The organism is Citrobacter sp. C13 (assembly GCF_014596815.2).
Taxonomy (GTDB): Bacteria; Pseudomonadota; Gammaproteobacteria; order Enterobacterales; family Enterobacteriaceae; genus Citrobacter; species Citrobacter portucalensis.
The window spans coordinates 4,862,905-4,882,283 of the sequence record NZ_CP115024.1 but is presented as its reverse complement, the minus strand read 5'-3'; the positions used below and the strand labels follow the sequence as shown (position 1 = coordinate 4,882,283).

The following is a 19,379-nucleotide window of genomic DNA, read 5'->3' as shown; positions in this document are numbered from 1 at the left end:
GGCGGACTCCACTCGAACAAAAGTCGATAAATGACAAAGGCTGAAACATTCATGATTGTTGACGCACATCGACAAGACCCTATGCAAAGGGTGACGTGCGAATTGCTATCTGCAATTTTTACCCGATCAGGATCCATTGAAACGATCAGGACCGCGGATCATAGCGTAAACTGAGAAAGAGATCTTCTGTTTCTCACAGATTCTTCCCGATTTATCCACAGGATGATCCAGAATCGGCTAAGTGTAAACGATCCTGGAGAAGTGCTGCAGGTTTTAGCGCGCATATTGAAAAAATTAATGAGTAAAGATGCTTTACTGCTTAAACGATCTAATAAAGATCCCGAGCGATCCTTGCGCTTTATCCACCAGCCCGTATAATTCTTACCCCCAGCGAGTAACGGTCGCCTTACGGCGTCAACGCTGCCTGTTTTTTACGCGAAACCATGCGGAAAAAAGCGGGAAATAAGGAAAGAGAATTGACTCCGGAGTGTACAATTATTACAATCCGGCCTCTTTAATCACCCACACTGTGGCGTAAGTCGTTCGAAATTCGTTCGGGTATACGCAAAAGTCAGTGAATTTATTCAAGTTTAGGTAGAAATCGCCATGAAACGCACTTTTCAACCGTCTGTACTGAAGCGCAACCGTTCTCACGGCTTCCGTGCTCGTATGGCTAATAAAAATGGTCGTCAGGTTCTGGCACGTCGTCGTGCTAAAGGCCGTTCTCGTCTGACCGTTTCTAAGTAATAAAAGCTAGCCCCTGAGTGGTTAAGCTCGCATTTCCCAGGGAGTTACGTTTGTTAACTCCCACTCATTTCACATTCGTCTTCCAGCAGCCACAACGGGCTGGCACGCCGCAAATCACCATCCTCGGCCGCCTGAATTCGCTGGGGCATCCCCGTATCGGTCTTACAGTCGCCAAGAAAAATGTTAAGCGTGCGCATGAACGCAATCGGATTAAACGTCTGACGCGTGAAAGCTTCCGTTTACGTCAGCACGAGCTTCCAGCAATGGATTTCGTGGTGGTGGCGAAAAAAGGGGTTGCTGACCTCGATAACCGTGCTCTCTCGGAAGCGTTGGAAAAATTATGGCGTCGCCATTGTCGCCTGGCTCGCGGGTCCTGATAGCCCTCATTCGGGTCTATCAACGCCTGATCAGTCCGCTGCTTGGGCCGCATTGCCGTTTCACTCCAACCTGTTCGAGCTACGGAATTGAGGCATTGCGCAGGTTTGGAGTGATAAAAGGCAGTTGGTTGACGGTGAAACGCGTATTAAAATGCCACCCTTTACACCCTGGTGGTGACGATCCCGTCCCGCCCGGACCATTTGATACCAGAGAACACTAACGATGGATTCGCAACGCAATCTTTTAGTCATCGCTTTGCTGTTCGTGTCTTTCATGATCTGGCAAGCCTGGGAGCAGGATAAAAACCCGCAACCTCAGGCCCAACAGACCACGCAGACAACGACCACCGCAGCGGGTAGCGCCGCAGACCAGGGCGTACCGGCCAGTGGCCAGGGGAAACTGATTACGGTTAAAACTGACGTGCTTGATCTGACCATCAACACCCGTGGTGGTGATGTGGAACAGGCTTCACTGCCAGCTTACCCGAAAGAACTCGGTTCTACCGAACCGTTCCAGTTACTGGAAACTACGCCACAGTTCATCTACCAGGCACAAAGTGGCCTGACAGGTCGTGACGGCCCGGATAACCCGGCTAACGGCCCTCGTCCGCTGTACAACGTCGATAAAGACGCGTTTGTACTGGCTGACGGTCAGAACGAACTGCAGATCCCGATGACCTATACTGACGCAGCGGGTAACACATTCACTAAAACGTTTGTTCTTAAGCGTGGTGAATATGCTGTCAACGTTAACTACAGCGTGCAGAACGCCGGCGAAAAACCGCTGGAAATCTCCACCTTTGGTCAGCTGAAGCAATCCATCAATCTGCCATCTCATCGTGACACCGGTAGCAGCAACTTTGCGCTGCACACCTTCCGTGGCGCGGCGTACTCCACGCCGGATGAGAAGTATGAGAAATACAAATTCGACACCATTGCTGAAAACGAAAACCTGAACGTCAATGCTAAAGACGGCTGGGTCGCAATGCTGCAACAGTATTTCGCAACGGCATGGGTTCCGCGTAACGACGGCACCAACAACTTCTATACCGCTAACCTGGGTAACGGCATTGCCGCTATCGGCTATAAATCACAGCCGGTACTGGTTCAGCCTGGCCAGACTGGCGCAATGACCAGCACCCTGTGGGTCGGCCCGGAAATTCAGGACAAAATGGCGGCCGTTGCACCGCACCTGGATCTGACCGTGGATTACGGCTGGTTGTGGTTCATTTCTCAGCCGCTGTTTAAACTGCTGAAGTGGATCCATAGCTTCCTGGGTAACTGGGGCTTCTCCATCATCGTTATCACCTTTATCGTTCGTGGCATCATGTACCCGCTGACTAAAGCGCAGTACACCTCCATGGCGAAGATGCGTATGCTGCAGCCGAAGATTCAGGCTATGCGTGAGCGTTTGGGCGATGACAAACAGCGTCAGAGCCAGGAAATGATGGCCCTGTACAAAGCTGAGAAGGTTAACCCGCTGGGCGGCTGCTTCCCGCTGATCATCCAGATGCCAATCTTCCTGGCGTTGTACTACATGCTGATGGGCTCCATTGAACTGCGTCATGCGCCGTTCGCTCTGTGGATCCATGACCTGTCTGCACAGGACCCGTACTACATCCTGCCGATTCTGATGGGCGTGACGATGTTCTTCATTCAGAAGATGTCTCCGACCACCGTAACCGACCCGATGCAGCAGAAGATCATGACCTTTATGCCGGTCATCTTCACCGTGTTCTTCCTGTGGTTCCCGTCAGGTCTGGTGCTGTACTATATCGTCAGCAACCTGGTAACCATTATTCAGCAGCAGCTGATTTACCGTGGTCTGGAGAAACGTGGCCTGCATAGCCGCGAGAAGAAAAACTCCTGATTCGGTGTAGGCCGGATTAGGCGAAGCCGCCATCCGGCAAACGGAATATAAAGTAAAGGGCGGTCATTAGACCGCCTTTTTTATTGCATTAAGAAGAGACAAACCATGAGCCATAACGACACCATCGTCGCTCAGGCCACCCCACCGGGACGTGGTGGCGTGGGTATCCTGCGTATCTCCGGCCTGAAAGCGCGTGAGGTCGCAGAAACCGTACTGGGGAAACTGCCCAAACCGCGTTATGCCGATTATCTGCCGTTTAAAGACGCGGATGGCAGCACGCTGGATCAGGGGATTGCCTTGTGGTTCCCCGGCCCAAACTCCTTTACCGGTGAAGACGTTTTAGAGCTTCAGGGCCACGGCGGTCCGGTGATTCTTGACCTGCTGCTCAAACGTATTCTGACCATTCCCGGGCTGCGCATTGCCAGACCGGGTGAATTCTCCGAGCGAGCGTTTCTCAATGATAAGCTCGATTTAGCCCAGGCAGAGGCGATTGCCGACCTGATCGATGCCAGCTCAGAGCAAGCCGCTCGCTCGGCGCTGAACTCGTTGCAGGGCGCATTTTCCGCACGGGTAAATCATCTTGTGGAAGCGCTCACTCACCTGCGCATCTATGTGGAAGCGGCGATCGACTTCCCGGATGAAGAAATCGACTTCCTGTCTGACGGCAAGATTGAGGCGCAACTCAACAGCGTTATCAGCGATCTTGATGCCGTGCGTGCGGAAGCGCGTCAGGGCAGCCTGCTGCGTGAAGGGATGAAGGTAGTGATCGCCGGGCGTCCAAACGCCGGGAAATCAAGCCTGCTGAACGCGCTGGCTGGCCGTGAGGCGGCCATTGTCACCGACATTGCCGGGACGACCCGCGACGTACTGCGTGAGCATATTCATATCGACGGCATGCCGCTGCACATCATAGATACCGCCGGTCTGCGTGATGCCAGCGATGAAGTTGAACGCATCGGTATCGAACGTGCCTGGCAGGAAATTGAACAGGCCGACCGTGTACTGTTTATGGTTGATGGCACCACCACCGACGCCGTGGACCCGGCTGACATCTGGCCAGACTTTATTGCCCGTCTGCCAGCCAAACTGCCGATCACAGTGGTGCGTAACAAAGCGGATATTACCGGTGAGACGCTGGGCCTTAGCGAAGTAAATGGCCACTCACTGGTTCGTCTCTCAGCACGAACCGGTGAAGGCGTTGACGTACTGCGTAATCATCTCAAACAGAGCATGGGCTTTGAAACCAATATGGAAGGCGGCTTCCTGGCCCGTCGTCGTCACCTGCAGGCGCTGGCAGAAGCTGCAGAGCATCTCGAGCAGGGTAAAGCCCAACTGCTCGGAGCATGGGCCGGAGAATTGCTGGCTGAGGAGCTACGCCTTGCGCAGCAGAACCTCAGTGAGATCACCGGAGAGTTTACCTCCGACGATCTGCTGGGACGGATTTTCTCCAGCTTCTGTATTGGTAAGTAACGTTGTGTTGCCCGGTGACGCGATGCTAACCGGGCCTACAGGCCCCGTAGGCCGGGAGAAGGCATTTACGCCGCCACCCGGCAACAACAATTTCCCATGTGGAAATCACTGTTGTCCAAATGGCAACTCGTGCAGTTGACTCTCTGACCGTATGCTTAGCGCCACATTTCTTATGAGGTCGCTATGACACGCTTTCTAATCTGCAGTTTCGCCCTGGTTCTTCTTTATCCTGCCGGTATTGATATGTATCTGGTGGGGCTGCCCCGTATTGCTGCCGATTTACAGGCCAGCGAGGCACAACTGCATATCGCGTTTTCGGTTTATCTGGCGGGAATGGCGACGGCGATGCTGTTCGCCGGTAAAATTGCCGACCAGTCAGGTCGCAAACCGGTCGCCATAGTCGGCGCACTCATCTTTATTTTCGCCTCTGCACTATGTTCTTTCGCCGAAAGCGGTACGCCATTCCTCATAGGTCGTTTTATTCAGGGCGTAGGTGCGGGCTGTTGCTACGTGGTGGCTTTCGCTATCCTGCGCGACACACTCGACGATCGCCGTCGGGCGAAGGTACTGTCGTTGTTGAACGGTATTACCTGTATCGTGCCGGTGCTGGCTCCGGTGATGGGGCATCTGATTATGCTCAAATTCCCGTGGCAGAGCCTGTTCTACACGATGATGGGTATGGGCGTTGCCGTTTGCCTGCTGTCGGTATTTGTCCTGCGAGAATCGCGCCCAGCAACGCTTATGGCGACGACGGAAAAGAACCACACAACCGAATCACTGGTAAACCGTTTTTTCTTAAGCCGTCTGGCCATTACCACCCTCAGCGTGTCGGTGATCCTGACCTTCGTGAACACATCTCCGGTGCTGCTGATGGAAGTGATGGGCTTCGACCGTGGTGAGTACGCTACCACGATGGCCATGACCGCAGGCATCAGTATGGCGGTCTCTTTCTCTACGCCATTTGCTCTGAGCGTATTTAAGCCTCGCGTTCTGATGCTGACCTCACAGGTGCTGTTTCTGTGTGCCGGCGTGGTGTTAACCCTTGCCACTTCACACGCAGTAACGCTTTTCGGGCTGACGTTAATCTGCGCTGGATTCTCGGTCGGCTTCGGTGTTGCGATGAGCCAGGCGCTTGGGCCGTTCTCGCTGCGCGCGGGCGTCGCCAGCTCGGCATTAGGTATTGCGCAGGTTTGCGGTTCCTCGCTGTGGATTTGGCTGGCGGCGGTTCTTGGCCTTGATGCGCTGAATATGCTGATCGGGATTCTGATTGGCTGTAGCATAGTGAGTATCATGCTGATTATCACTGTTGCACCTAACCGGTCCGCGCCAACTCATGAAGAAATCCCTCAGCAGTCTCGATCTTAATTTATTGCTCTGCCTGCAGCTGTTGATGCAGGAACGCAGCGTCACTAAAACCGCCAAACGGATGAACGTCACGCCGTCGGCGGTCAGTAAGTCGCTGTCGAAGCTGCGGACCTGGTTTGATGATCCCTTGTTTGTGAACACCCCGCTGGGGCTATCGCCGACGCCGCTGATGGTCAGCATGGAGCAGAGCCTTGCTGAATGGATGCAGATGGGCAATCAGTTGCTCGATAAGCCGCACCATGAGTCTCCACGCGGGCTGAAGTTTGATCTGGCGGCCGAGACGCCGTTAGTGATGATCATGTTCAATGCGCTCTCCCAGCAGATTTATCTGCGCTATCCCCAGGCGACAATCAAAATACGCAACTGGGACTATGACTCGCTGGATGCCATTATTCGCGGTGAAGTGGATATTGGCTTTACCGGGCGCGAAAGCCATCCGCGTTCGCGCGAACTGCTGAGTTTGTTGCCATTGTCGATCGACCATGAAGTGCTGTTTTCCGATCTGCCTTGCGTCTGGCTACGTGAAGATCATCCCGCACTGCAGGAAGAGTGGAATCTGGACACCTTTCTGCGCTATCCGCACATCAGCATTAGCTGGGAGCAAAGCGATACATGGGCGCTGGATGAAGTCCTGCAAGAAATGGGACGCGCACGCAATATCGCGTTATGTCTGCCCGGTTTTGAGCAATCGTTGTTTATGGCCGCGCAGCCGGATCACGCGCTGATAGCCACCGCACCGGTCTATTGCCAGCGTTATAACCAACTCCACCAGCTTCCACTCGTTGCACGGCCGATGCCATTTGATACGGCGCAACTGGAAAAAATGCGCGTACCGTTCACTCTTCTTTGGCATAAACGCAACAGCCACAATCCTAAGATCGTCTGGCTAAAAGACACGATCAAGGCGCTTTATCGCGATATCTCCTGACGATCCTTCATTTTGGTGTTGCTAAATCGACCATTCTGGCAACAGAAATGTAAATATCGCGTAATGTCTCCCATTTTCGCTTAGTTTTTGGGCAGCAAAGCCTGCCCGGAGGCCGTGTAAATGTTACTCTGGTAATAATCACGGACCATTAATCACGGAGCGACAAATGGCGACACATTTTGCCAGAGGGATTCTTACGGAGGGACACCTGGTTTCAGCTCGCCTCCCTTCTCCATGTCATATCGAAGCAAGAGATCTACCCGCTCATCGCCGGACACGTTTCCTGGCTTCCCGAAGTCTTCTCGCTGAACTGATGTTTATGCTTTACGGCACCAGCACGCTGCCCGAAATTGTTACTCAGGCCAAAGGTAAGCCCGTTTTTCGCGATAAGAACCTGCCGGGTTTTTCGATTTCCTATGCCGGGAATATCGTCGGCGTTGTGCTAACAACTGAAGGAACGTGCGGCCTGGATATGGAACTTCAGCGGGCCACCCGCGGGTTTCACAATCCAAATTCAGCGGAAACGTGGCGCTTCTCCAGTAACGAAAACCTGTGGATCAATAACCAAAACGACCCCAACGAAGCACGCGCGCAGCTCATTACATTGCGCCAGAGCGTACTCAAACTCACTGGCGATGTGTGCAATGACGATCCGCGTGAGCTCCAGCTTTTACCCGGCGCAGGGCGTCTGAAATGTGCCCATGTGGCGCAGGTTGAAGCCATTTGCGATGCGGAAGATGTACTGGTGTGGTCAGTTGCGGTTACGCCAACCATTGAAAAACTCAAGGTTTGGGAGTTTGATGGTAAACAGGACTGGAAAAGTTTGCCTGATATCCAGACTCGCGCCAATGAGCCAACGGGTCGTCTGATCCGGTTCTCTCAATTATGTGCAGCGAAGAGCCATACGCTTTGATTTAACCTTCATGATGAAACAGGAGCCACCATGTCTGAAACATTGAATGTTGTTACGTTACTGGGAAGTCTGCGCAAAGGTTCGTTTAATGGAATGGTTGCCCGTACGCTGCCCAAGATTGCTCCAGCGGGAATGGAAGTGAACGCGCTGCCGTCGATTGGTGATATCCCTCTGTACGATGCCGACCTCCAGCAGGAAGAAGGTTTTCCGGCCAGCGTAGAAGCGCTGGCTGAGCAAATCAGAAAGGCTGACGGTGTCGTCATCGTCACACCTGAATATAACTATTCTGTTCCGGGCGGACTGAAGAACGCCATCGACTGGCTGTCCCGACTGCCCGATCAGCCATTATCGGGTAAGCCGGTGCTAATCCAGACCAGTTCTATGGGCGCTATTGGCGGCGCGCGCTGCCAGTATCATCTGCGTCAGATCCTGGTATTCCTCGACGCCATGGTAATGAACAAGCCGGAATTTATGGGCGGCGTCATTCAGAACAAAGTAGACCCGCAGACAGGTGAAGTGATCGACCAAAGCACGCTGGACCATCTGACCGGTCAATTGACCGCATTTGGCGACTACATTCAGCGCGTGAAAGCATAAAAGAAAAAGCCCGGCGATATGCCGGGCTTGTTTACATATGGGCAAATAAACAGCGATTAGTGCGCGTCGATAAACACAATCTTCAGCACAAACAGCAGCGCGACAATGATGACGCACGGGCTGAGATCGCGGAAACGTCCGGTACCAATCTTCATCACGCAATAAGAAATAAAGCCCAGTGCAATACCTTCGGTAATTGAGAAGCTAAAGGGCATCATCACGGCAGTAATAAACGCCGGAACCGCTTCTGTCAGGTCATCCCACTTCACGCGCGACAGGCTTGATGTCATCAGGACGCCAACGTAAATCAGCGCACCAGCGGCTGCATAACCCGGTACCATCCCCGCCAGCGGCGACAGGAAGATAACCAGCAGGAACAGCAGACCAACGACCACAGCGGTCAGACCGGTACGTCCACCGACCGAAACCCCGGAAGAAGATTCGATATACGCAGTAACGGAAGAAGTCCCGATAAACGCCCCGGTAACCGACGACACGCTATCCACATACAGCGCTTGCTTCATGCGCGGGAACTTGCCCTTCGCATCCGCCAGACCGGCTTTATCCGTAACGCCAATCAGCGTACCGGAGGAGTCGAACAGGTTAACCAGCATGAACGAGAAAATCACACCCGCCAGGCCAATGTTAAACGAACCGGCCAGGTCGACATGTCCGATAACAGACATCACGCTCGGTGGCGCAGAAACGATACCGTTGTAATGGACATCGCCCAGCATCCAGCCCAGTAGCGTGGTTACAATGATAGAAATCAGCACCGCCGCGTGAATGTTACGTGACGCCAGAATCGCGATGATAAAGAAGCCCAGGATACCGAGCAGTACACTGTGGGACGTCAGGTTACCGATAGACACCAGCGTGTCTTTGTTGGCGACGATAACACCGGCGTTTTTCAGCCCCATCATGCCGATGAACAGACCAATACCGCTGGTGATCCCCACACGCAGGCTAACCGGGATATTGGCAATCATCCAGTAACGAACGCGGAAAATCGTCAGCAGCAGCAGACCAACAGCGCCCCAGAAGATAGCGCCCATACCAATCTGCCATGACAGCCCCATCGCGCCAACGACCACGAAAGCGAAGAATGCGTTCAGGCCCATAGCAGGCGCAAGTGCGACCGGCAGGTTGGCAAACAGGCCCATCAGGATGCTACCAAATGCAGCAATAAGGCAGGTGGTAACAAAGACAGCGCTGGTATCCATGCCAGCCACGCCAAGAATTTGCGGGTTAACAAAAACGATATACACCATCGTCAGGAAGGTCGTTAAACCGGCGATCACTTCGGTCCGTGCCGTCGTGCCATGTTCGCGCAGTTTGAACACGCGTTCCAGCATCCCCTGGCCAGAAGCCTGGGTTGTGTGTTGTTGACTCATTATCAATTTCCGAACAAGGAGGGAAAATTCGTCGCTATCCTATACCAAAATGCGACAATAGGGTTGGGTTATGAGCAACTTTTTTCATTGATTTTGCTTATACGGCAACGATTGCGTCGCCCAATAATGCATTACGAAAACGTTAAACTTGTTAAAACGGAAATGACATGTCCCAGATAGAAGCCGTATTTTTTGACTGTGACGGTACCCTTGTCGACAGTGAAGTGATTTGTTCTCGCGCGTATGTCAGCATGTTCCAGGCGTTTGGCATTACGCTCGATCTTGAAGAAATTTTCAAACGCTTCAAGGGGGTAAAGCTGTACGAGATCATCGACATTATCAACGAAGAGCACGGTGTCGAACTGGCAAAAGCCGATTTAGAACCGGTTTACCGCGCTGAAGTCGCACGTCTGTTCGATACGGAACTGGAGGTGATTGCCGGTGCCAATGCGCTACTGGACAGCATGGCCGTACCAATGTGTGTGGTCTCTAACGGTCCAGTCAGCAAAATGCAGCATTCGCTGGGTAAGCTGGGCATGTTGCACCATTTCCCTGATTTACTGTTCAGCGGCTACGATATTCAGCGTTGGAAGCCCGATCCGGCCCTGATGTTCCATGCGGCGAAAGCGATGGACGTTAACGTTGAGAACTGCATTCTGGTTGATGATTCCAGCGCAGGTGCGCAGGCGGGGATTGCCGCCGGGATGGAAGTGTTCTACTTCTGCGCCGATCCGCATAACAAACCGATCGATCATCCAAAAGTGACGACGTTTACCGATCTGGCACAGTTGCCGGAATTGTGGAAGGCGCGGGGTTGGAATATCGTCGAATAAACAGTAGGCCCGATAAGTAAAGCGCCATCAGGCGAATGGCGCAGAATGCCGGATGCGGCGTAACACCTTATCCGGCCTACAATAGCGACGCCGGGGGAACCCGGCGAACGCAACAAACTGCTTATTCTTTCGGATCTTTGCCCGCCAGCAGCTTATCCAGCTCATCGCCGCCCACGTGACGGAAGTCTTGTCCCTTCACGAAGTAGAAGATGTATTCGCAGATATTCTGGCAGCGGTCACCGATACGTTCGATGGAACGTGCGCAGAACAGCGCGGTCAGCACGCTTGGAATGGTACGTGGGTCTTCCATCATATAAGTCATCAGCTGACGCACGATGCCTTCATATTCCTGGTCAACTTTCTTATCTTCGCGATAAATACGCACTGCTTCGTCCAGATCCATACGTGCAAACGCATCCAGAACGTCATGCAGCATTTGTACGGTATGGCGGCCCAGTGATTCCAGGCTTACCAGCAGCGGCTGGTGCTGTTGCGAGAACTTCTCCAGCGCGGTACGGCAAATTTTGTCCGCCACGTCGCCAATACGTTCCAGCTCAGCGATGGTTTTGATAATCGCCATCACCAGACGCAGGTCGCTCGCTGTCGGTTGACGCTTGGCGATGATACGCACGCAGGCTTCGTCGATCGCCACTTCCATCATGTTGACGTTCTTATCGCCTTCAATGACGCGCTTCGCCAGCTCGCTGTCCTGGTTGTGCATCGCCGTGATTGCATCAGAAAGCTGCTGCTCGACCATGCCGCCCATGGTCATCACCTGGGTACGGATGCTTTCCAGCTCTGCATTGAACTGGCCGGAAATATGTTTATTAAGGTTAAGGTTATCCACAACAAGCTCCTGAATCAGCCGTAACGACCGGTGATGTAATCTTCAGTTTGTTTCTTCGCGGGCTTGGTGAACAGATCGTCCGTGTTGCTGAACTCAATCAACTCGCCCAGGTACATAAATGCCGTGTGATCGGAACAACGCGCAGCCTGCTGCATGTTGTGGGTAACGATAACAACGGTGTAATCCTCTTTCAGCTCAGTGATCAGCTCTTCGATACGCCCGGTAGAAATAGGGTCGAGCGCTGAACATGGCTCATCGAGCAGAAGCACTTCCGGGCGAATGGCGATGCCACGCGCAATACACAGACGCTGCTGCTGACCACCCGAGAGAGAGTACCCGCTCTGGTGTAATTTATCTTTGGTTTCGTTCCACAATGCGGCCTTGGTCAATGCCCACTGCACACGCTCGTCCATATCCGCACGCGAGAGTTTCTCAAACAGACGTACGCCAAAAGCGATGTTGTCGTAGATGGACATCGGGAACGGCGTTGGCTTCTGGAAAACCATGCCCACTTTGGCACGCAGCAGAGCGATATCCTGGGTATTGGTGAGAATATTGTCGCCATCCAGCAGGATTTCACCTTCCGCACGCTGCTCCGGGTACAGTTCAAACATTTTGTTGAACGTACGCAGCAGCGTCGATTTACCACAGCCTGACGGCCCGATAAACGCCGTTACCTGGTTTTTAGCAATATCCAGGTTGATGTTCTTCAGGGCATGGAATTTGCCATAGTAGAAGTTCAAATCACGAACCTGAATCTTACCCGGGGCAGTATCAACCATACTCATTTCAATCTCTTCCTCATTCGGCGCCGCATCAGCCACGCCGTAAAAATTAACCGTGTTTCTTCTTCGCGAAAATGACGCGCGCCAGAATGTTCAGCAGCAGTACGCACAGGGTAATAATCAGTACCCCGGCCCAGGCCAGTTGCTGCCACTCAGCAAACGGGCTCATCGCAAACTTAAAGATAGTGACCGGCAGGTTGGCGATAGGCTGCATCATGTCGGTGCTCCAGAACTGGTTGGAGAGCGACGTAAACAGCAACGGAGCCGTTTCACCTGCGATACGAGCAATCGCTAACAGAACGCCTGTAATGATCCCCGAGACAGACGCCTTCAGGGTGATCGCAGAAATCATTTTCCACTTCGGCGTACCCAGTGCATAGGCGGCTTCACGCAGGCTATCCGGCACCAGCTTGAGCATGTTCTCCGTGGTACGGATAACAATGGGCACCTGCAGCAGCGCCAGCGCGATAACGCCTGCCCAGCCAGAGAAGTGTTCCATTTTTGCTACCACGATGGTGTAAACGAACAGACCGACCACGATTGATGGTGCAGACAGCAGAATGTCGTTGATAAAGCGGATAACTTCAGCCAGCCAGGACTTACGTCCGTACTCTGCCAGGTAGATACCCGCCATAATGCCAAGCGGTGTACCAAACACGGTCGCCCACAGAATTAACAGTCCGCTACCGGCCAGGGCGTTCGCCAGACCACCACCCGCCGTATTCGGCGGAGGCGTCATTTCGGTGAACAACGCCAGCGACATACCGTCAATACCACGGGTGATCGTGGACATCAGGATCCAAATGAGCCAGAACAGACCGAACGCCATGGTCGCCATAGAGAGCGTCAGCGCGATGCGGTTCTTCAGACGGCGACGTGCCTGCATTTTACGGCGGGACTCCGCCAGCGCAGTGGTGTTTTGCATTTCAAGCGTAGCCATTAGCGTGCCCCCTCGTTCTTCGCAAGGCGCATGATCATGAACTTAGACGCCGCCAGTACGATGAAGGTGATCACAAACAGAATCAGACCCAGTTCCATCAACGCAGCAACGTGCAGGCCAGATTCCGCTTCGGCAAATTCATTCGCCAGCGCAGAGGTAATACTGTTGCCCGGCATGTACAGCGAGGCGCTATCGAGCTGGTAGGTGTTACCAATGATAAAGGTCACCGCCATGGTTTCCCCCAGCGCGCGGCCCAGACCCAGCATCACACCGCCGATCACACCATTTTTGGTGAACGGCAGGACGATACGCCAGATAACTTCCCAGGTGGTACAGCCGATGCCGTAGGCTGACTCTTTCATAAGCACCGGCGTTTGTTCGAACACATCACGCATAACCGCAGCAATGTACGGAATGATCATGATAGCGAGGATCACACCAGCCGCCAGAATACCGATACCAAACGCCGGGCCGGCAAACAATGCGCCAACAAACGGAATGTTGGAAAGGATGTTCCCGACCGGCTCCTGGAAGTAAGTCGCAAACAGCGGGGCAAAGATAAACAGGCCCCACATGCCGTATACGATACTCGGAATTGCTGCCAGCAGTTCAATAGCGATACCCAACGGGCGACGCAGCCAGCCAGGTGCAAGTTCAGTCAGGAACAGCGCAATGCCGAAACTCACCGGAACGGCAATCAGCAATGCAATAAACGAGGTGACCAGCGTACCGTAAATAGGTACCAGCGCGCCGTAGATATCGTTCGGCGCATCCCAGTCTTTGGTCCACAAAAAGGAGAAACCAAATTTCTGAATGCTTGGCCAGGAGGAGATAACCAGAGAGACAATAATGCCACCCAACATCAATAGCACAATCAGCGCAGCCAGTTTTACCAGCACGCTGAATATCATGTCACCCTTTTTACCCGGTGGGTTAAAAGCAGGCTTGGTTGCAGCCATAAATCACTCTTTAAGTTAAACGCGTTTACGAAATTGCCCTGCCGGATGGCGCTACGCTTATCCGGCCTACAAATTGGGCCTACAGTCGGAACTGTAGGGCGGATAAGCGTAGCGCCATCCGCCAACTCGTTAAAGATATTCTATTAGTACAGCGCTTTACCGCTGCTGTCTTTCACGTTGGTCTTCCATGCAGCACGAATCTGCTCAACCACGCTGTCCGGCAGGCTGGCGTAATCCAGGTCATTAGCCTGTTTGCCACCATTTTTGTATGCCCAGTCGAAGAATTTCAGCACTTCAACGCCCTGCTCAGGCTTCTTCTGCTCTTTATGGACCAGGATGAAGGTGGTGGAAGTGATTGGCCACGCATCGTCACCTTTCTGGTTAGTCAGATCCTGAGCGAAGGTTTTGCTCCAGTCAGCGCCTTTAGCGGCGTTGGCAAAGTTTTCTTCGGTCGGGCTTACCGGTTTGCCATCAGCAGAGACCAGCTTGGTGTACGCCAGGTTGTTCTGCTTAGCGTAAGCGTACTCAACGTAACCGATAGAACCCGGCAGACGCTGTACGAACGCGGCGATACCGTCGTTACCTTTACCGCCCAGACCGGTCGGCCAGTTAACGGTAGAGCCGGAACCAATTTTAGATTTCCACTCTTCGTTCACTTTCGCCAGGTAGCTAGTGAAGACAAAGGAAGTACCAGAACCATCAGCGCGACGCACAACGGCGATATTTTGCGAAGGCAGCTTCAGACCTGGGTTCAGTTTGGTGATGGCTTCGTCATCCCACTTCTTAATTTTACCGAGGTAGATGTCGCCCAGCGTTTTACCATCAAGCACCAGCTCGCCGGATTTCAGTCCAGGGATATTCACCGCCAGTACCACACCGCCGATAACGGTCGGGAACTGGAACAGGCCTTCTTGTGCCAGTTTCTCGTCAGACAGCGGTGCATCAGAAGCGCCGAAATCAACGGTATTGGCCGTAATTTGTTTTACACCACCGGAGGAGCCGATACCCTGGTAGTTTACTTTGCTACCGGTCTCTTTCTGATAGGTATCTGCCCATTTGGCATACACTGGCGCAGGGAAGGTTGCACCTGCACCTGTCAGGCTCGCTGCTGCAAACGCAGAGAACGCGCTCATGGATAAGGTCGCGGCGACAACAGTTGCGACAGTGGTACGCATAACTTTCATAATGTCTCCTGCACGGTTTTCGTAAATTGTTGTTTGAGTTGCTACTGTGAGCAAAATAGGACAAACAGGTGACAGTTAAATGTACGAAATATGACAGTTTTATGACAATGAAAAATACGGAAAGCTATTTATCTAAAAATACATTTAAAACAAAACGTTAACTATTACCATGACAATAATATTTCGCTAAAATTTTCTTTTTATGACACTGCAAACAGTAGCTGAAGATGACGGTTTGTCACATAAAACAGGCGGGATAATTGATTAAAAACAGAACAAGTTTAAAAAAATGCCCCGCTTATAGCAGGGCATTTTCAGTTCAGTAAGGTACGGATTACTCTACGGTAACCGACTTAGCCAGGTTACGCGGCTGATCCACATCGGTGCCTTTAATCAGCGCCACATGATACGCCAGCAGCTGCAGCGGAACGGTGTAGAAGATCGGTGCAATAACCTCTTCCACATGCGGCATCTCAATGATGTGCATGTTTTCGCTGCTGGTAAAGCCAGCATCCTGGTCAGCAAAGACGTACAGCTGACCGCCACGGGCGCGAACTTCTTCAATGTTGGACTTCAGTTTTTCCAGCAGTTCGTTGTTCGGCGCGACTACGATAACCGGCATATCGGCATCAATCAGCGCCAGCGGACCGTGTTTCAGTTCGCCTGCGGCATAAGCTTCAGCGTGAATATAAGAGATCTCTTTCAGCTTCAGCGCGCCTTCCAGCGCAATCGGGTACTGATCGCCACGGCCCAGGAACAGCGCATGGTGTTTATCAGAGAAACCTTCAGCCAGAGCGGCAATGCGTTTGTCCTGAGACAGCATCTGCTCAATACGGCTCGGCAGCGCCTGCAGACCGTGAACGATTTCCTGCTCAATAGCCACATCCAGGCCTTTCAGACGAGACAGTTTCGCCACCAGCATCAGCAGAACGGTCAGCTGAGTGGTAAATGCTTTCGTGGAGGCCACGCCGATTTCGGTACCAGCATTGGTCATCATCGCCAGGTCGGATTCGCGCACCAGAGAAGAGCCCGGTACGTTACAAATAGCCAACGAACCCAGATAGCCCAACTCTTTGGATAAGCGCAGACCCGCCAAGGTATCTGCCGTTTCACCTGACTGGGAAAGGGTGATCATCAGGCTGTTACGACGCACGGCGGATTTGCGATAGCGGAATTCGGAAGCAATTTCGACATCACAAGGAATGCCAGCCAGCGATTCAAACCAGTAGCGGGACACCATACCGGAGTTGTACGACGTACCACAGGCGATAATCTGGATATGCTCAACCTGAGACAGCAGCTCGTTGGCATGCGAACCCAGCTCGCTTAAATCCACTTCACCGTGGCTGATACGGCCGGTCAGCGTGTTTTTAATTGCGTTCGGCTGTTCGTAGATCTCTTTCTGCATGTAGTGGCGATAAATACCTTTTTCGCCCGCATCGTATTGCAGATTAGATTCGATATCCTGACGTTTCACTTCCGCGCCAGACTTGTCGAAAATAGAGACCGAACGACGGGTCACTTCCGCGATATCGCCCTCTTCCAGGAAGATGAAGCGACGGGTTACCGGCAGCAGTGCCAGCTGATCGGAAGCGATAAAGTTCTCACCCATACCCAGACCAATCACCAGCGGGCTGCCAGAACGGGCCGCCAGCAGGGTTTCCGGGTTACGGGTATCCATGATCACCGTGCCGTAGGCACCGCGCAGCTGCGGAATAGTACGCAGCACGGCTTCACGCAGCGTACCACCCTGTTCCAGCTCCCAGTGCACCAGGTGAGCAATCACTTCGGTGTCGGTTTCAGAAACAAAGGTGTAGCCACGCGTTTTCAACAGCTCACGCAGTGGTTCATGGTTTTCAATGATGCCGTTATGCACCACAACAATGTGTTCAGAAACATGGGGATGCGCGTTCGCTTCTGAAGGTTCACCGTGTGTCGCCCAGCGGGTGTGAGCAATACCAGTACCACCATGCAGCGGATGTTCTTCCGCAGCAGCAGTCAGCATCTGCACTTTACCCAGACGACGCAGGCGAGTCATGTTGCCTTCAGCATCGACAACGGCCAGACCAGCAGAGTCATAACCACGATATTCCAGACGACGTAAACCTTCGAGAAGGATTTCAGCTACATCACGCTGCGCGATAGCGCCAACAATTCCACACATATTTTTTGATTCCGAATTTAGGCATTGTGCCTGTCGTTGTCGGTCAACCTGATACCCGTATTCCGGGCGCCCCGAGCCTTGTAGAGAGTGGGGTTATTTTTATAGGTACTGCTTGTTGAGCGGAGGATTATATTATCCCCTCATCTCTTGTCTGCCTGATGGCGCTCACGGTTATCAGGCCTACAGAACGTCACCGCACGTAGGCCGGATAAGGCAAAGCCGCCATCCGGCAAAAATAAATTACTTCTTCTTCACCGGACGCTGCCAGCCCTGTTTATGAACCTGAGGTACACGGCTTAATACCAGTTCATTATCGGCGACATTACGCGTTACGGTGGTTCCGGCGGCAATCGTCGCACCTTTACCCACGGTGACAGGCGCCACCAGCTGAGTATCAGAACCCACAAACACATCATCACCAATAATGGTTTTAAACTTATTGGCACCATCGTAGTTGCAGGTGATCGTACCCGCGCCGATATTCACGTTATCGCCAATTTCCGCATCGCCCAGATAGGTCAAATGACCAGCTTTAGAGCCTTTACCCAGACGCGCTTTTTTCATTTCGACGAAGTTACCCACGTGTGCGCCTTCCTGCAGCTCAGCACCCGGGCGCAGACGCGCGAATGGACCGATGGTGCAAGCGGCTTCCAGATGGGCATCTTCCACCACACTGTACGGGCTAAGCTCACAACCCTCACCAATCACGCTGTTTTTGATGATGCAGCCAGTGCCAATCTTGACGCGATCCCCAACGGTTACGTTACCTTCAATGATAACGTTAGTATCAATTTCAACATCGCGCCCGTGAATCAGCGTACCGCGAAGATCAAAACGTGCAGGATCGCGCAGCATCACGCCCGCCAGCAGCAGTTTTTCTGCCTGCTCGGACTGATACACACGTTCCAGACGGGATAACTGAAGGCGGTTATTTACCCCTTCCGTTTCACTGATTCGTGCCGGATGTACCGCAGCAATTTCACGTCCTTCCTGATACGCCATCGCGATGATATCGGTGATGTAGTATTCACCCTGCACGTTGTTGTTGGTCAGTTTAGACAGCCAACGCTTCATGTCAGCGCCGTTGGCAATCAGAATGCCTGTGTTGATTTCCTGGATTTGACGCTGCTCGTCAGTTGCATCTTTGTGCTCGACGATCCCTGTGACGTTACCGTTTTCGCGCGTAATACGCCCATAGCCGGAAGGGTCGCCCAGTTTTACCGTTAACAAACCGATACCACCCTGCGGTTTGGCTTCACGCAGGCGACGTAAGGTATCGGTAGAGATCAGCGGCACATCGCCATAGAGCATTAAAATGTCTTCGTCATCACTAAAGAATGGCGCCGCCTGCTGCATTGCATGGCCGGTACCCAACTGCTCAGCCTGCAGAACCCAATTCAGATTGCCATCTTTCAGCGTTTGCTTAAGCAGATCGCCACCGTGTCCGTAGACAAGGTGTACATGAGTCGCACCTAATTCATTAGCTGCATCAATGACATGCTGAACCATCGGCTTTCCTGCGAGGGTGTGCAGCACTTTAGGAAGATCGGAATACATACGCGTGCCTTTGCCTGCGGCAAGGATCACAACGCTCATAGCATTATTCAACATACACGTCCTGACTGTAATTTGAGAACGAATTTATACCGTTTCACATTGAAAATACTACATTTTTTTCAGCGTGAAATGGACCGAGGATAAAACGTTCAACAGGGGGGATTCCCCATCTGATAACTCACTATTTTCGTCTATATCTGCGTCTTTTGTCTCCCAAAAACCAGGAGTCTGCTCTTATTAAAGCCTTAGGTTAATGTTTTTGCTATTTTTTTACCGCATGAATAAAGCATTACATCAGCATAGAACGATTTTATTTATGTGATTCAGTGAGAAGCAGAAAAATGGATTGGGAAAATTGAGGGGAGGAATGATAGAGAACGAATGATACAGCGAAGGAGGGGGGATTTAATAACGATGGCGCTAGCTGATAACCGTATTAAGCATCGCGC

The 19,379-nt window shown here is 52.5% G+C and carries 18 protein-coding genes; 10 read left to right on the top strand and 8 right to left on the bottom strand.

Annotation, left to right across the window (positions count from 1 at the left end):
- The first annotated feature begins 606 nt into the window (after positions 1-606).
- From rpmH to IB222_RS23275, 9 genes are all read left to right on the top strand, one after another.
- The gene (gene rpmH / locus IB222_RS23315; protein WP_003023858.1) at positions 607-747 is read left to right on the top strand and encodes a 50S ribosomal protein L34; all 141 of its coding nucleotides are present in this window, start codon (positions 607-609) and stop codon (positions 745-747) included.
- Positions 748-764: 17 nt separating this feature from the next.
- Positions 765-1,124 (top strand): ribonuclease P protein component, encoded by a 360-nt coding sequence (gene rnpA, locus IB222_RS23310; RefSeq protein ID WP_003844432.1) that lies wholly within the window; start codon positions 765-767, stop codon positions 1,122-1,124.
- On the top strand, positions 1,088-1,345 hold the full coding sequence (gene yidD, locus IB222_RS23305) for a membrane protein insertion efficiency factor YidD (RefSeq protein WP_003023846.1): 258 nt from the start codon (positions 1,088-1,090) through the stop codon (positions 1,343-1,345). The genes rnpA and yidD overlap by 37 nt, the downstream gene beginning before the upstream one ends.
- A gap of 2 nt (positions 1,346-1,347) precedes the next feature.
- Positions 1,348-2,994, top strand: coding sequence for a membrane protein insertase YidC (gene yidC, locus IB222_RS23300; protein WP_003827058.1), 1,647 nt, complete (start codon positions 1,348-1,350; stop codon positions 2,992-2,994).
- Between the two features lie 105 nt (positions 2,995-3,099).
- Positions 3,100-4,464, top strand: a complete 1,365-nt coding sequence (gene mnmE / locus IB222_RS23295) for a tRNA uridine-5-carboxymethylaminomethyl(34) synthesis GTPase MnmE (RefSeq protein WP_003844431.1) — start codon at positions 3,100-3,102, stop codon at positions 4,462-4,464.
- 183 nt (positions 4,465-4,647) lie between these two features.
- The gene (locus IB222_RS23290; RefSeq protein WP_003827053.1) at positions 4,648-5,829 is read left to right on the top strand and encodes an MFS transporter; all 1,182 of its coding nucleotides are present in this window, start codon (positions 4,648-4,650) and stop codon (positions 5,827-5,829) included.
- Positions 5,798-6,757 (top strand): HTH-type transcriptional regulator YidZ, encoded by a 960-nt coding sequence (yidZ, locus tag IB222_RS23285; RefSeq protein ID WP_126956572.1) that lies wholly within the window; start codon positions 5,798-5,800, stop codon positions 6,755-6,757. The genes IB222_RS23290 and yidZ overlap by 32 nt, the downstream gene beginning before the upstream one ends.
- Before the next feature lie 166 nt (positions 6,758-6,923).
- Positions 6,924-7,670: a 4'-phosphopantetheinyl transferase superfamily protein gene (locus tag IB222_RS23280; protein WP_003827048.1), complete on the top strand. Its 747-nt coding sequence runs from the start codon at positions 6,924-6,926 to the stop codon at positions 7,668-7,670.
- 30 nt (positions 7,671-7,700) lie between these two features.
- Positions 7,701-8,267, top strand: a complete 567-nt coding sequence (locus tag IB222_RS23275) for an NADPH-dependent FMN reductase (RefSeq protein WP_003827046.1) — start codon at positions 7,701-7,703, stop codon at positions 8,265-8,267.
- A 56-nt stretch (positions 8,268-8,323) separates the two neighbouring features.
- Here IB222_RS23275 and adeP read toward each other — a convergent pair whose 3' ends face one another.
- Positions 8,324-9,661, bottom strand: a complete 1,338-nt coding sequence (adeP, locus tag IB222_RS23270; RefSeq protein WP_003827042.1) for an adenine permease AdeP — start codon at positions 9,659-9,661, stop codon at positions 8,324-8,326.
- A gap of 167 nt (positions 9,662-9,828) precedes the next feature.
- Here adeP and yieH point away from each other — a divergent pair, with 167 nt between their 5' ends.
- Positions 9,829-10,494 (top strand): 6-phosphogluconate phosphatase, encoded by a 666-nt coding sequence (gene yieH / locus IB222_RS23265; protein ID WP_003827040.1) that lies wholly within the window; start codon positions 9,829-9,831, stop codon positions 10,492-10,494.
- 121 nt (positions 10,495-10,615) lie between these two features.
- Here the strand turns inward: yieH and phoU are convergent, their stop codons facing one another.
- The 7 genes from phoU to glmU all read right to left on the bottom strand — a co-directional run bounded on the left by phoU (position 10,616) and on the right by glmU (position 18,984).
- Positions 10,616-11,341 (bottom strand): phosphate signaling complex protein PhoU, encoded by a 726-nt coding sequence (gene phoU / locus IB222_RS23260; protein WP_003023824.1) that lies wholly within the window; start codon positions 11,339-11,341, stop codon positions 10,616-10,618.
- A 14-nt stretch (positions 11,342-11,355) separates the two neighbouring features.
- Positions 11,356-12,129 carry a phosphate ABC transporter ATP-binding protein PstB gene (gene pstB, locus IB222_RS23255; RefSeq protein WP_003023821.1) on the bottom strand — a complete coding sequence of 258 codons (774 nt, stop codon included), beginning with the start codon at positions 12,127-12,129 and terminating at the stop codon, positions 11,356-11,358.
- 46 nt (positions 12,130-12,175) lie between these two features.
- Complete coding sequence (gene pstA, locus IB222_RS23250; protein ID WP_003827037.1) at positions 12,176-13,066, bottom strand: phosphate ABC transporter permease PstA; 891 nt, start codon at positions 13,064-13,066, stop codon at positions 12,176-12,178.
- Positions 13,066-14,025, bottom strand: a complete 960-nt coding sequence (gene pstC, locus IB222_RS23245; protein WP_003827035.1) for a phosphate ABC transporter permease PstC — start codon at positions 14,023-14,025, stop codon at positions 13,066-13,068. Before pstC ends, pstA begins: the two co-directional genes overlap by 1 nt.
- A 143-nt stretch (positions 14,026-14,168) precedes the next feature.
- Complete coding sequence (gene pstS / locus IB222_RS23240) at positions 14,169-15,209, bottom strand: phosphate ABC transporter substrate-binding protein PstS (protein ID WP_003827033.1); 1,041 nt, start codon at positions 15,207-15,209, stop codon at positions 14,169-14,171.
- A 334-nt stretch (positions 15,210-15,543) separates the two neighbouring features.
- A complete protein-coding gene (gene glmS, locus IB222_RS23235) occupies positions 15,544-17,373 on the bottom strand; it encodes a glutamine--fructose-6-phosphate transaminase (isomerizing) (protein WP_003827031.1) in 1,830 nt (609 codons plus the stop codon).
- A gap of 240 nt (positions 17,374-17,613) precedes the next feature.
- Positions 17,614-18,984 (bottom strand): bifunctional UDP-N-acetylglucosamine diphosphorylase/glucosamine-1-phosphate N-acetyltransferase GlmU, encoded by a 1,371-nt coding sequence (gene glmU, locus IB222_RS23230; RefSeq protein WP_149384351.1) that lies wholly within the window; start codon positions 18,982-18,984, stop codon positions 17,614-17,616.
- Positions 18,985-19,379: the final 395 nt, after the last annotated feature.